The 12,261-nt window shown below is 61.4% G+C and carries 13 protein-coding genes and 1 tRNA gene; 2 read left to right on the forward strand and 12 right to left on the reverse strand.

All coding sequences use genetic code 11. The annotated features are described in order from the left end of the window. Positions 1 to 91 precede the first annotated feature (91 nt). The 5 genes from gabT to ACM6HV_RS13595 form a co-directional block, all read right to left on the reverse strand. A complete protein-coding gene (gabT, locus tag ACM6HV_RS13575; protein ID WP_108181327.1) occupies positions 92 to 1,372 on the reverse strand; it encodes a 4-aminobutyrate--2-oxoglutarate transaminase in 1,281 nt (426 codons plus the stop codon). 185 nt (positions 1,373 to 1,557) lie between these two features. After that, positions 1,558 to 3,000 carry an NADP-dependent succinate-semialdehyde dehydrogenase gene (gene gabD, locus ACM6HV_RS13580; protein WP_007963502.1) on the reverse strand — a complete coding sequence of 481 codons (1,443 nt, stop codon included), beginning with the start codon at positions 2,998 to 3,000 and terminating at the stop codon, positions 1,558 to 1,560. 318 nt (positions 3,001 to 3,318) lie between these two features. Continuing rightward, positions 3,319 to 3,603, reverse strand: coding sequence for a RebB family R body protein (locus ACM6HV_RS13585; RefSeq protein WP_414904429.1), 285 nt, complete (start codon positions 3,601 to 3,603; stop codon positions 3,319 to 3,321). A gap of 43 nt (positions 3,604 to 3,646) precedes the next feature. Next, the gene (locus tag ACM6HV_RS13590) at positions 3,647 to 4,189 is read right to left on the reverse strand and encodes a hypothetical protein (protein WP_414904430.1); all 543 of its coding nucleotides are present in this window, start codon (positions 4,187 to 4,189) and stop codon (positions 3,647 to 3,649) included. After that, complete coding sequence (locus ACM6HV_RS13595; RefSeq protein ID WP_145595719.1) at positions 4,186 to 4,413, reverse strand: RebB family R body protein; 228 nt, start codon at positions 4,411 to 4,413, stop codon at positions 4,186 to 4,188. Before ACM6HV_RS13595 ends, ACM6HV_RS13590 begins: the two co-directional genes overlap by 4 nt. 198 nt (positions 4,414 to 4,611) lie before the next feature. Here ACM6HV_RS13595 and ACM6HV_RS13600 point away from each other — a divergent pair. After that, positions 4,612 to 4,688 (forward strand) — tRNA-Arg (locus ACM6HV_RS13600). A 76-nt stretch (positions 4,689 to 4,764) separates the two neighbouring features. On the opposite strand, the gene ACM6HV_RS13605 is transcribed toward ACM6HV_RS13600, so the two are convergent. The 5 genes from ACM6HV_RS13605 to ACM6HV_RS13625 form a co-directional block, all read right to left on the reverse strand. Continuing rightward, positions 4,765 to 4,995 carry a hypothetical protein gene (locus tag ACM6HV_RS13605; RefSeq protein WP_414904431.1) on the reverse strand — a complete coding sequence of 77 codons (231 nt, stop codon included), beginning with the start codon at positions 4,993 to 4,995 and terminating at the stop codon, positions 4,765 to 4,767. A gap of 56 nt (positions 4,996 to 5,051) precedes the next feature. Beyond that, positions 5,052 to 5,651, reverse strand: a complete 600-nt coding sequence (locus ACM6HV_RS13610; protein WP_414904432.1) for a hypothetical protein — start codon at positions 5,649 to 5,651, stop codon at positions 5,052 to 5,054. Beyond that, positions 5,648 to 6,229: an RNA polymerase sigma factor gene (locus ACM6HV_RS13615; protein ID WP_262947783.1), complete on the reverse strand. Its 582-nt coding sequence runs from the start codon at positions 6,227 to 6,229 to the stop codon at positions 5,648 to 5,650. Before ACM6HV_RS13615 ends, ACM6HV_RS13610 begins: the two co-directional genes overlap by 4 nt. A 29-nt stretch (positions 6,230 to 6,258) precedes the next feature. Then, complete coding sequence (locus ACM6HV_RS13620; protein WP_414904433.1) at positions 6,259 to 7,944, reverse strand: vWA domain-containing protein; 1,686 nt, start codon at positions 7,942 to 7,944, stop codon at positions 6,259 to 6,261. A 90-nt stretch (positions 7,945 to 8,034) separates the two neighbouring features. Further along, positions 8,035 to 8,595, reverse strand: a complete 561-nt coding sequence (locus ACM6HV_RS13625) for a YbhB/YbcL family Raf kinase inhibitor-like protein (RefSeq protein ID WP_041071019.1) — start codon at positions 8,593 to 8,595, stop codon at positions 8,035 to 8,037. A 139-nt stretch (positions 8,596 to 8,734) separates the two neighbouring features. On the opposite strand from ACM6HV_RS13625, the gene ACM6HV_RS13630 reads away from it, so the two are divergent. Beyond that, complete coding sequence (locus ACM6HV_RS13630) at positions 8,735 to 10,258, forward strand: FAD-dependent oxidoreductase (protein ID WP_414904434.1); 1,524 nt, start codon at positions 8,735 to 8,737, stop codon at positions 10,256 to 10,258. A gap of 117 nt (positions 10,259 to 10,375) precedes the next feature. On the opposite strand, the gene pgaD is transcribed toward ACM6HV_RS13630, so the two are convergent. Continuing rightward, positions 10,376 to 10,909: a poly-beta-1,6-N-acetyl-D-glucosamine biosynthesis protein PgaD gene (pgaD, locus tag ACM6HV_RS13635; protein WP_047290751.1), complete on the reverse strand. Its 534-nt coding sequence runs from the start codon at positions 10,907 to 10,909 to the stop codon at positions 10,376 to 10,378. Beyond that, the gene (gene pgaC / locus ACM6HV_RS13640) at positions 10,906 to 12,261 is read right to left on the reverse strand and encodes a poly-beta-1,6-N-acetyl-D-glucosamine synthase (protein ID WP_131670845.1); all 1,356 of its coding nucleotides are present in this window, start codon (positions 12,259 to 12,261) and stop codon (positions 10,906 to 10,908) included. Before pgaC ends, pgaD begins: the two co-directional genes overlap by 4 nt.

Genomic DNA, 12,261 nt, shown 5'->3' on the forward strand with positions numbered 1-12,261 from the left:
GGCCCTTCGATACAGCGCAAAAGGGTTTCCGAGGCATAAAAAAACCCGCCGAAGCGGGTTTTTTCTCGATCCGATCACACAGTGCCCGGATTTACAGCTCCGAGAAGCACTCTTCGATGATCGCCAGGCCTTTGTCCAGTTGCTCGTCCGGCGAGGTCAGCGGTACGAGAACGCGCAGCACGTTGCCGTAGGTGCCGCAAGACAGCAGGATCAGACCCTTGTCACGTGCCTTGGCCACCACCGATGCCACTGCGGCAGCGTTCGGCTTGTGGCTGTCGCCGTTTTCGAACAGCTCGATCGCGATCATCGCGCCCAGCGCACGCACTTCGCCGATCACTGCCGGGTATTTGGCCTGGATGGCCTTCAGGCCGGTGACCAGACGCTCGCCGACAGCCTTGCAGCGGTCCAGCAGGTGTTCTTCTTCGAACACTTCCATCACGGCCAGGGCCGCAGCGCAAGCGATCGGGCTACCAGCGTAGGTGCCGCCCAGGCCGCCTGGAGCGATGGCGTCCATGTATTCGGCCTTGCCGCAGACACCGGCCAGCGGGAAGCCGCCAGCGATGGATTTGGCGAAAGTGGTCAGGTCGGCCGCAACGCCCATCTGTTCCATGGCGAAGAAGGTGCCGGTACGGCCAGCGCCGGTCTGCACTTCGTCAGCGATCAGCAGGATGCCGTGCTGATCGCACAGGGCACGCAGACGCTTCATGAACTCTTTCGGCGCGACGTAGAAACCACCTTCACCCTGCACCGGCTCGATGATGATCGCGGCGATGTCTTTCGGCTCGGCGTCGTTCTTGAAGATGCGTTCGATGGACGCGATCGAGTCGTCGATGCTCACACCGTGCAGTTCGTTCGGGTACAGCGCGCGGAAGATACCGCCTGGCATCAGGCCCATGCCGGCCGAGTACGGCACAACCTTACCGGTCAGGCCCAGGGTCATCATGGTGCGACCGTGGTAGGCGCCGGTGAAGGCGATCACGCCGGCACGGCCAGTGGCGGCACGGGCGATCTTCACGGCGTTTTCCACGGCTTCGGAACCGGTGGTCACCAGCAGGGTTTTCTTGGCGAAATCACCAGGCACCTTGGCGTTGATCTTTTCGCACAGCTCAACGTACGGCTCATAGGCCAGCACCTGGAAGCAGGTGTGGGTCAGCTTGTTCAGCTGTTCGGTCACGGCGGCGATGATTTTCGGGTGCACGTGGCCGGTGTTCAGTACCGCGATACCGCCGGCGAAGTCGATGAACTCACGACCTTCAACGTCAGTCACGGTAGCGTTCTTCGCCGATTCGGCGAAGATCGGGTGAATCTGGCCAACACCACGTGGAACAGCTGCGGTACGACGGGCCATCAGTTCAGCGTTAGTCTTGCTCATTACAGTCCTCATTCACCGCTCATCGGGCGGCGTGGTTCAAGGATTAAGCGGGAGGAATCGGCGGTGGCAGCATGCGATGATCGACTGCCACGGCGTTCCCGGCCGCAGAGAAAATTCCGGTTTGAAACGACGCAAAGGGACAGCGCTCTCGTGCCCTTTGCGTTTGCAGCGATCCCTTTCCCGGCTTAGATGCCCAGGCAGAGGTATTTGATTTCCAGGTAATCCTCGATGCCGTACTTGGAGCCTTCACGGCCCAGGCCCGACGCCTTGATGCCGCCGAACGGCGCGACTTCGTTGGAGATCAACCCGGTGTTGACGCCGACCATGCCGTATTCCAGAGCTTCCGCCACACGGAACACGCGGCCCAGGTCGCGGGCGTAGAAGTAGGAGGCCAGACCGAACTCGGTGTCGTTCGACATCGCGATCACTTCGGCTTCGTCTTTGAAGCGGAACAGCGGCGCCAGCGGGCCGAAGGTTTCTTCCTTGGCCACAGCCGCGTCTTTCGGCACGTTGGTCAGGATGGTCGGCTCGAAGAAGTTGCCTTCCATCGGCTTGCCACCGGCCAGCACGGTGGCGCCTTTGGCCACGGCGTCAGCAATGTGCTCTTGCACCTTGGCCACGGCTTTTTCGTCGATCAGTGGACCCGTGGTGGTGCCCTCTTCCAGACCGTTGCCGATCTTCAGCTTGGCCACCGCGACTTTCAACTTCTCGGCGAACGCGTCGTAGACCGAATCCTGAATGTACAGGCGGTTGGCGCAGACGCAGGTCTGGCCGTTGTTGCGGTATTTGGAGATGATCGCGCCTTCGACGGCCTTATCCAGGTCTGCGTCGTCGAACACGATGAACGGCGCGTTGCCGCCCAGTTCCAGCGAGACTTTCTTGATGTCCTTGGCGCATTCCGACATCAGCTGACGGCCGATTTCGGTCGAACCGGTAAAGGACAGCTTGCGCACGATCGGGTTGCTGGTCAGCTCGCTGCCGATGTCGCCGGCGCTGCCGGAGACCACGCTGAACACGCCTTTAGGGATGCCGGCGCGCTGCGCCAGTTCAGCCAGGGCGAACGCGGAGAATGGAGTTTGCGAAGCCGGCTTGAGCACCATGGTGCAACCGGCGGCCAGCGCTGGGCCGGCCTTACGGGTGATCATCGCCGCCGGGAAATTCCACGGGGTGATCGCGGCGGTCACGCCAATTGGTTGCTTGATCACGATCAGGCGCTTGTCCGGCTGGTGGCCCGGAATCACATCACCGTAAATGCGCTTGGCTTCTTCGGCGAACCACTCGATGAACGACGCGGCGTAAACGATTTCGCCCTTGGCTTCGGCCAGCGGCTTGCCCTGTTCGAGAGTCATCAGGCGCGCGAGGTCGTCCTGGTTCTCGATCATCAGTTCGAACCAGCGACGCAGCTTGCCGGCACGCTCTTTGGCGGTCAGTGCACGCCAGGCCGGCAGCGCCTTGTCAGCGGCTTCGATGGCACGGCGGGTTTCGGCGGCGCCCATCTTCGGCACGGTGCCGAGAATTTCGCCGGTGGCCGGGTTGTTGACCTTGATCGTCTGACCGTTGTCCGCATCGACCCAAGCGCCATCAATGAAGGCTTGCTGGCGGAACAACTGGGTGTCTTTAAGCTGCATGTCGGCTTTCCTTAACAGCACCGCGGCCTGCGCGGAGCAAAATTATGATTGTAGAAAGGCGCCTCGCAAGGCTGCCGTCAGGGAAATCATTCACCGGGTGAGGCGCAGTGATCGTGCGTTATTCACAGCACCTGCGCTTCCTCACCCCGTCAACGAGCGTTTGAAATCTCAAACGGATCGTAGGAGCAAAGGGGTTAAAGGACAATAGGTCGTTCGAAAAAAAGAACAAAAACCCTGCGTTTGCTGGATTTTTCAGATCAACGCGCAAAAAGCCTTCCATGACCGACATCGATCATGGAGGCTTTTGCGACCGTCATTTCAACCTTTCGGCGTTTTGCTGGCCGGGTCCTGCAGAATCTTCTCGCTGGCCGCCGCACTGGCCGTGGTATCGACGCTGTATATCTGCATCACGCCTTGGTTGGTCGCCGCCTGAGACAACGTATTTTGCTGTTGCTGAGCGCTGACGGCATTTTCGAACAGGATGCCGGTGGAGTGCGCCATTGTTTGATAAATGCTGCCCATTGCCATGGCCGGCGCTTCAGCTAAAACCTTTACGCTGGTTTGAGTGACTGCGTCGGTGATCTGGTCATTTACAGTTGCCATTGCCTGACTCCTTTCGCTGCACGATGAGTGTTGCAAATGTTGTTCATACAGCTGGCTTGCGCTCAGCCAGACTGCCACTGAACCGGGCGATACTCTGGTTGATTCGCTCAAGGGCCTGATCGACGTTTTCCGCATCCAATACCCCGCTCGCCGCCGCCACCGCAGCAGCGCCACCGACCAGCAAATGCGTGTGCAGGGCACCCAACGCGCTTTCGTTCGCGGCAGCGAGATCGTCTTTGACAATGTTCTCGGTCATCTGCCGCAGCAGCACACCCTGCGAGGCCAGCGCCAGTTTGGTCACCCCATCGAAATAACTCGCCGCTGACTGCGCCACCAGGCCGCTGGCCTGACGGACCAGGATTTCCGACCCCAGCGCTGCCAGCGCGGGGGCTTGAGCTGCCAACTGGCTATTCAGGAAATTCACCGACTCGACCAGTTGCGCATTCAATGCCTCGCTGCCGATGCCATCGGCGGCCTGTTTGAGCAAATGCTCGTTCAGCGCTTCCAGCAGCGACGCGGTGGTAGTCGCGGGATCTGCCGTCGGTGGCTCCTGCCCCGCCGTTTGTGCCTGTTCGTCTGCCATCATGACCGCCCTCCAACCGCCAGAATCTGCTGCACCGCAGCCGCCACAGTGGCATTACCGATAATGTTCAGCGCCTGCTGCTGACTGACCGCGTTCTGCAGTGCCAGACTGACTGCGTGGCTGGTGACCTGGGTGAGTGTGGCGATGGCCGTCGCTGGCGCAGAGCCAACAACCTGAACATTCGATTGCGTGACTGAATCGGTGATTTGTGGATTGACGGTAGCCATGCATTTCTCCTGAAGGGATAGCGATCAAAGTACCCGCCGCAGGAAAACGATAGATCAGCCCTGCCAAAGCGCCAAAAGATCGTTTTTCAGGACGTTACCGCCTTGAGGAATGCTGCTTTGCGTGGACACGGACGCTGACACAAGCGCCAAAACCCGGCATGGACGCCCCGAGCCGACCTAGGTATGATGTCGCCCGCTGCACCAGTAGCTCAGCTGGATAGAGTACTGCCCTCCGAAGGCAGGGGTCGTGGGTTCGAATCCCGCCTGGTGCGCCATGAATTGAAACGAGAAAGCCCCGGACCGTGATGGTCCGGGGCTTTTTTGTGGGCGCGGTGTTTGATGCAACGACGGTCACTCCGTCGTCCAGTCAAACTCATCGTAATCGTCGTCCTCCACTTCTTCCCCAACCTCCTCAAAAAACTCGTCCTCTTCCACGACGTCTTCTTCCGACTGGTTCAGCAGAAACTCCTTGCGTGCCTCGGTAATCGCGCGCCGCATCTCCTCGCCCTTCTGCGGGCAGTTGAGGAGTTGGGCGATGCGGTCGATTTTTGCTGCCACTTTGTTCTCCAGCGCTTCAGCCATGGCTCGATAGTGCGCGTTTTTGCCGGGCAATGCCAAATGGCTGGGTGAACAAGCGGTCAGTTCTGGCGGATGCGCTCAAGTCGCAGGTCGAGGTTCACCCCGGGGTAGCGTTTGTGCAGATTGTTGTACAGCGCATCCGCGGCTTGCGACTGGCCGGCCTCGCGCAGGCGCAGGACTTCGCGCAGTTGCTCATCCAGGCCGTTGGCCGGGGCGGCGGCGCGTTTGCTGAGTCTGGCTTCGTCGGCGCTGATCGCGTCGCTTTGCATCGGCTCGGCCATTTCCATCATCGGTGCGGGTGCGGGTATGGCCGCAGCGGGCGGAGAGGCCAGTGCCTGCGCTTCGGGCGCTTGCTTGCGCGCCAATGGCGCGGCCGGTTTGGTGGCCGGGGTGAAGTCGAATTGCGCTGGCGGCTCGGGCACACGTTGCACCAGCGACAGCATCAGTGCCACACCGACCAGGCTGGCGAAGGCGACCTGCCAGCGCGGTTTCTGGCAGACGTGCCACCAGCGTTGCCACAGGCTTGGCTTGGGCGCCGGAGCTGCGCGGCGCGAAGCGGCGAGAATCAGCGCATCGAGCTGTTCTGACGGCTCGCCGGTGTGTTGCTCGCGATAATGTTTGAGCAGTTGCTCTTCCGGCGTCTGGCGGGCGTCAGTCATGTCAGTACCTCCTCGGCCAGCAGCCGACGCAGTTTTTGCTGGGCGTAGCGCAAGCGGCTCTTGACGGTTTCCAGCGATGTTTCGGTGAGGCTGGCGATTTGCGCCAGGTCGAGGTCACCGTGGGCGCGCAGCAGAAACACTTCGCGCTGCTCGGCGGGCAGGGTTTGCAGGGCGCTTTCCAGGCGCTGGCTGTCGCGGCTGAGCTTCAGCAGTTGCTCGGGATCGTGGGTCTCGTCACCGACCGCGTGCAGCTGTTCGTCGTAACTGTCGTGCAGCGGCTGATATGCGCCGTGTTTACGCCAGTGATCAATCAGCCGATTGCGCGCAATCTGGAACAGCCACGTACGAAACGTCGCCCGTCCTTGTGGCTGACTGGTGCTGCGGATCAGGCTCAGCCAAGTGTCCTGAAACACCTCGTCAGCCAGTTCCGGTTTGCCGCTCAACCCGAGCAGAAAGCGATACAGACTTTGCCGATGACGGCCGTACAAAATCTCGAACGCCGCGCCGTCGCCTTCGCGATAACGCGCCAGCAGCGTTTCATCGCTGCTGGCGGCCGGGCTGTCTGGTGAAGCAAACAGCTGACTGATGAAGCCTTTCAGACGACTCACTATTCAATCCGTCGCTCAGTGGGCAGCGTATTCGATGCGGTTGAGCTGCGCAGGCTTTGCGCCAGTTCCACCAGTTGTACGAACTCGTTGCGCAGACCGAAACGGTCATCGCCACGAGCGCCACGGGCCAGTGCCTCGGTGTCTTTCAGGCTGAAGTCGCCGGTGTAGCGAGCGTCCTTGAGCTGCTGGGAGAACGCTGCCACTGCCGCCGCGAAACGCAGATCCTCACTGGCCGGTGCGAGCTGATTGGCAATCGGCCGCTCGATCAGCAGACTTTTCCCACCTTCGGGCTGTTGATAACGCACACGCAGCATCGCCAATTCTCCATCCTTCGCAGCAACCACCTTCTCCGATTTACCGTAGCGCAGCGGTTCCAGCCAGCCCTTCTCACCTGTCGGAACAATTTCATACAGCGCGGTGACCGTGTGTCCTGCGCCGACTTCACCGGCATCGACCTTGTCGTTGCTGAAATCCTCACGCTTAAGCGCACGGTTTTCGTAGCCGAGCAGGCGATATTCACTGACCTGTGCCGGATTGAATTCCACCTGCAATTTGACGTTTTTCGCCACCACCGCCAGGGTCGAACCGAGTTGATCCACCAACACCTTGCGCGCCTCGCGCAGGTTATCGATATAGGCGTAGTTGCCGTCGCCAGCGTCGGCCAACTGTTCCATCAAGTGTTCATTGTAGTTATCCACACCGAAACCCAGGGTGGTCAGGGAAATCCCGGTCTTGCGTTTATCCACAGCCTTTTGCTTGAGGCTGTCGAAGTCGCTGATGCCGACGTTGAAGTCACCGTCAGTGGCCAGCAGGATGCGGTTGATGCCTTTGGGGAGGAACGCCTGCTGCGCCATTTGATAGGCCAGTTCGATGCCCGACGCACCTGCAGTTGAGCCGCCAGCGGTCAATTGCTCGATGGCTGTGCGAATTTTGGCTTTTTCCCGGCCAGACGTTGGCTCCAGCACCACCCGGGATTCGCCGGCATACACCACCAGCGACACCCGATCCTGCTCGCGCAACTGATCAACCAACAGTTTCAGCGTGCTTTTGACCAGCGGCAGGCCTTCGCGGCGATCCATCGAACCGGACACGTCCACCAGAAACACCAGATTGGCCGGGGCCAGTTCCGCCACGGCCCGGTCGGAGGCCTTGATGCCGATCCGCAGCAGGCGCGTGTGCTGATTCCACGGGGTGGCGGCCAGTTCGGTGGTCACGCCGAAGGGCGAGCCATCGCTGGGCAGCGCATCGTTGTAGGGAAAGTAATTGACCATCTCTTCCAGCCGCACGGCGCCTTCCGGAGGCAGGCGTCCCTGATTGAGCAGACGCCGGACGTTAGCGTAGGCGCCGGTATCGACGTCGGCGCTGAAGGTCGAGACCGGAGATTCGGCCACGCTATGGATCGGATTATCGGCCAGCGCCTGATATTGCTCGCGCTGCTCGTCGCGATAGCCTTGTGGATAACTTTCCGGGGCCGGCATCGCCGCGAAACTCGCCATTGGCGCCGGTCGCGCACTGCGCTTGGCCATGGCGCCATCGACGCTGAGCGCTTCATGCTGAATCGACGCCTGTGGCTGGGCCGGCGCCGGGACAACAGCCGATTCGGGATTGGAAGACACGCCGCAACCGGCGACGGTCAACAACACACCGACAGCAACGGGTCGCAGAAAAGGCAGGGAGCGGGACATGGGGGCTGACCTCGGGATGAAAGTGATCCATTCATCCACTGAGACGGGCAGCCCCTTCAGATCGGGTTAAACCCCGCCAAAAAATTTTTTTTAGCGGTGATAACGCCGCACCACGCTGCTGTTACGCAGTACGTGGCCTTTGATCTTGTCCATCAGCTCGGCGCGGGTCAGGCCGGCGGGCAAGGCGTCCGGGGCCAGGTCCAGGGCGTAGATCTGAATGATGTAGTGGTGGGCGCTGTCGCCAACCGGTGGGCATGGCCCGATGTAATGGGTCGTGCCTTTGCTGTTGGTGCCGCCTACGCCTTCGAGACTGGATTTGGCGCCGACGCCAGCAGGGATCTGCCGGGTAGTGGCCTTGATGCCGTAGTGAATCCAATGATCGACGCCAGCCCCTTTCTGGCCGTCCGGGTCGTGCATGACGATCGCATAGCTCTGGGTGCCGGCAGGCCCGGCGTTCCAGGCCAGTGCCGGGGACTGGTTCTTGCCACCGCAACCGGCCGCATCGCTCGCAGCGGCCGAGGTGAACAGGCGATTGTCCGAGACACCGGGGATGTCGAGGGTAAAGCGCTCGGCCGCCTGCGCCGGAAACTGCACGCAAAGGGCGACGGCAACGGCCGCCAGCCAAGGGTTGAGAGAGGTCAATCGGGTCATTCCGGGAGCACCTTGTGCAGTTGGGCCTTCGTCGGCCTGCAAACTATAGCTGTACCGTTCGTACCTTGGCAGTGGCAATTGGCTGAACCTCGCACGGCGGCGCAAACTCGTAAGAGAAATGCCTGCCAGGAGCACGAACATGAGCCTGCACCGTGTCGCCCGTTTCGCCGATGTCCCCGAAGACCGTGGCCTGCAAGTCGAAATCGGCGAGCGCAAGATTGTCCTGCTCCACGCCAATGGCCAACTGCGCGCGTTTCAGGGCGAATGCCCACACGCCGGCGCGCCATTGGCTGACGGCGCGTTGTGCAACGGACGCCTGATCTGCCCGTGGCACAAAGCCGCGTTTCGTGTCGAAGACGGTGCGCTGTGCGAGCCGCCGGCCCTCGACAGCCTCAAGCGTTATCCGCTGGAGCTACGCGGCGATGAGGTCTGGGTCGATGACCAACCGCTGCCGGATGGGCACACGCCGCCGGCCGACGATCCGCGCACCTTCGTGATAGTCGGCGCAGGTGCAGCGGGCACGGCGTGTGCGGCGGCACTGCGGGAGAAAGGTTTCGGTGGCCGGATCATCATGCTCGACCGCGAAGCGGAGGCCGGTTACGACCGCACGGTGCTGAGCAAATTCGTCCTCGCCGGCGAGATGTCGGCGCAGGAAACCCCGCCGCTGCGCGATGAAGGCTTTTATAAAGAGCAACGCATCGAACGCCGACAAGGCGAAATCACTGCCCTCGACGCCTCAGCGAAAACCCTGCATTTGCACGATGGCCAATCCCTGCGCTACGACGCCGCGGTGCTCGCCACCGGCGGCGAGCCCAATCCGCTGCAACTGCCCGGCGCTGATCTGCCGCAAGTGTTCGTCCTGCGTTCGAAAGCCCAGGCCGAACAGATCATGCGCACCGCCAAACCCGAACAGCGGGCGCTGATCATCGGCGACAGCTTTATCGCCCTGGAATGCGCCTCGGCCCTGCGCCAGCTCGGGCTCGACGTGACGGTCAGCGCCCGCCACGCCATTCCGTTTGCCGCACAATTCGGCACAGCCGTGGGTGAAGCGATCCGTGCGCTGCATGAACAACACGGGGTGAAATTCATCACCGATCACGAAGTCCGGGAAATCATTGGCGACGGCAAAGTCGAAGCGGTGCTGTTGGACAACGGTTTGCGCGTCTCGGCGGATCTGGTGCTGGCCGGGGTCGGCGTGCATCCGGCCACCGAGGCTTTTGCGTCGCTGCCGAGGGAGAAAGACCAGTCACTGCGAGTCGACGCCGGCCTGCGTGTTTGCGACGGGCTGTGGGCGATTGGCGATATCGCCACGTTCCCCCTGAGCGGCCAGCCGCAACGCATCGAGCACTGGCGCCTGGCCCAGCAGCATGCGCGCATTGCTGCCGCCAACATGTTGGGCGCCGATGAGCATTATCTGGATGTGCCGTTTTTCTGGACCTGGCACTTCGGCAGGAACTACGACTACCTTGGCCACGCCAGCCAGTGGGATGAAATCGAGTTCAGGGGCGAACCCGAGCATCCGCCGTTCATCGGCCTGTTCGGCCACAACGGCGTGGTGGTCGCCGCGGTGGCCTGCGAGGAAGAACGGGCCATGGCGATGCTCGCGGAGCGGATGAAACAACCACTGGCGATGGAAGAAGCTTGGGAGCTGATTCGCTGCTGAATGCTGAACGCTGAACGCTGAACAATGTAGGAGCTGCCGAAGGCTGCGATCTTTTGATCTTGATTTTAAAGATCAAAAGATCGCAGCCTTCGGCAGCTCCTACAGGGGGGGCATCTTTCAGGTGGGGCGATTTACCGGGTCGCGATTATCGTCATCCTCGGCGTGCAGAAAGATCACCCGCGGATGCTCCAGCGGCGCCAGCGGTGGCGGCAGCTCCGCAGGCTCCAGCGGCCGAAAGTTCAGCACCACATGGCTGATGTCACCTTCCTGATCGTTGTGGATGGTCATCACTCCCGGTGTGCGCAGTTTCTGCAAGCGCTCATCGCACAGCCGGAAGCTCTTGCTCAGCCCTTCATCATCGACCACCGGCGCCGGCAATCGACGCTGGGCGAAGCTTCGGCTTTTGCGCTGTTGATAACGCGCCCAACCAATCAGGATCACCGCGTTGACCAGCGCCACCCACAGGTAGATCTGCAACGTACCCAGGGCCTCGAATGCAGAGTTGTCGATGCGTGGCCCACCGGCGTGGGTTTCGATCAGCGGCCACAGCCCGCGTATCAGCAGGAACAGCAGGCCGACCCAGGCCAGCACGGTGAGAATCACGTCGATCACGACCAGGAACGGTCGCTGGCGGGTCCGGATGATTTTCATTTGATGACCTCCTCTTCGTCGTCGCCGACCGGTTTGATGCCCCGATCAGGACTGACCCAGCGCGCACGCTTCTGATGTTGGCCAAACAAGACCTTGGGGAAGCTGACCAAGGTGGTGAGCAGACTGACCAGCCAGAAAGCGATCGGGTACCAGACCACCCAGAACATGGTGCGGCCCAGACCCGGCTCATAGCGCCGGTCGATAATGATGCTGACGGCAAACTGCACCAGACAGACGAAAGCCAGCAGCAATCCAGTGAACGCCGGGGGCATCAGGTGATGCACGGCAATCGACTCCGGCATGACGACGAACTTGCCAACGGCCCAGAAAATTACCGACAGCAGAAAGGTGAAGGCCCAACCGGTCGAGAGGCAATACTCGAACAGCAGCGGCCACAGATAACGATGGCGGTACTGCCAGATGCCGCGGATGTTCTTGAACAACACCTCGGCACCGCCCTGAGCCCAGCGCAGGCGCTGCTTCCACAGACCACGCAGGGTTTCCGGCATCAGGATCCAGCACAGCGCGCGCGGCTCGTAAAAGATGCTCCAGTGATCGAGTTGCAGCTTCCAGCTGATATCGATGTCTTCGGTGATCATGTCCGGGCTCCAGTAGCCGACCCGATTCAACGCGGTACGGCGGAACGCGACGATCACCCCGGACACGGTAAAGATCCGCCCGAACACCCGCTGCGTGCGCTTGATCAAGCCGATGATCGACGAGAACTCACCGACCTGTACCCGCCCGACCAGGGTCGAACGTGTGCGAATCCGTGGGTTGCCGGTCACCGCGCCAAGCCGCGCATTGTCGAGCATCGGCGCCACCAGATAGGCCGCAGTGTTCGGCGCCAGCAGCGCGTCGCCGTCGATGCACACCAGATACTCGCTGCGCGCAGCAATGGCGCCCATGCGCAGGGCCACGGCCTTGCCCTGGTTTTCCGCCAGATGCAGCACGCGCAGGCGTGGGTCTTCCTGAGCGAGCCGGTCGAGCACTTCGGCGGTATTGTCCTTGGAGCCGTCGTTGATCGCGATGACTTCGATGTTCGGATAGTGCTGGGCCAGCGCCGCGTGAATCGTGTCGGCAGCGTTTTCGCCTTCGTTGTAGCAAGGGATCAGGATCGAGATCAGCGGCTCGCCTTCCAGTGGCGGCGGCAGGGTGTCGTCCTTCCACGGCCAGTGGCGTTCCCAGTGCAGCCAGAAATACAGGCCGCCAGCGATCCACAGGCCGGACATGAACAACGGGTAGAAGAACACGAAGTCCATCAGGAACTGCCCGGTGACCAGGAAGATCAACCCCAGCGGCACGCCGAGGACGAGCGCCAGAACAAGCAGGGCTAACAGTCTATCCAGCAT

It is taken from the genome of Pseudomonas sp. IT-P260, from assembly GCF_949768395.1.
Taxonomy (GTDB): Bacteria; Pseudomonadota; Gammaproteobacteria; order Pseudomonadales; family Pseudomonadaceae; genus Aquipseudomonas; species Aquipseudomonas parakoreensis.

Bases quoted from the DNA above. Each gene is read 5' to 3' on its own strand.
- gabT (WP_108181327.1), bottom strand. From the start codon at position 1,372: ATGAGCAAGACTAACGCTGAACTGATGGCCCGTCGTACCGCAGCTGTT.
- gabD (WP_007963502.1), bottom strand. From the start codon at position 3,000: ATGCAGCTTAAAGACACCCAGTTGTTCCGCCAGCAAGCCTTCATTGAT.
- ACM6HV_RS13585 (WP_414904429.1), bottom strand. From the start codon at position 3,603: ATGGCAACTGTAAATGACCAGATCACCGACGCAGTCACTCAAACCAGC.
- ACM6HV_RS13590 (WP_414904430.1), bottom strand. From the start codon at position 4,189: ATGATGGCAGACGAACAGGCACAAACGGCGGGGCAGGAGCCACCGACG.
- ACM6HV_RS13595 (WP_145595719.1), bottom strand. From the start codon at position 4,413: ATGGCTACCGTCAATCCACAAATCACCGATTCAGTCACGCAATCGAAT.
- ACM6HV_RS13605 (WP_414904431.1), bottom strand. From the start codon at position 4,995: ATGGCTGAAGCGCTGGAGAACAAAGTGGCAGCAAAAATCGACCGCATC.
- ACM6HV_RS13610 (WP_414904432.1), bottom strand. From the start codon at position 5,651: ATGACTGACGCCCGCCAGACGCCGGAAGAGCAACTGCTCAAACATTAT.
- ACM6HV_RS13620 (WP_414904433.1), bottom strand. From the start codon at position 7,944: ATGTCCCGCTCCCTGCCTTTTCTGCGACCCGTTGCTGTCGGTGTGTTG.
- ACM6HV_RS13625 (WP_041071019.1), bottom strand. From the start codon at position 8,595: ATGACCCGATTGACCTCTCTCAACCCTTGGCTGGCGGCCGTTGCCGTC.
- ACM6HV_RS13630 (WP_414904434.1), top strand. From the start codon at position 8,735: ATGAGCCTGCACCGTGTCGCCCGTTTCGCCGATGTCCCCGAAGACCGT.
- pgaD (WP_047290751.1), bottom strand. From the start codon at position 10,909: ATGAAAATCATCCGGACCCGCCAGCGACCGTTCCTGGTCGTGATCGAC.
- pgaC (WP_131670845.1), bottom strand. From the start codon at position 12,261: ATGCTGGATAGACTGTTAGCCCTGCTTGTTCTGGCGCTCGTCCTCGGC.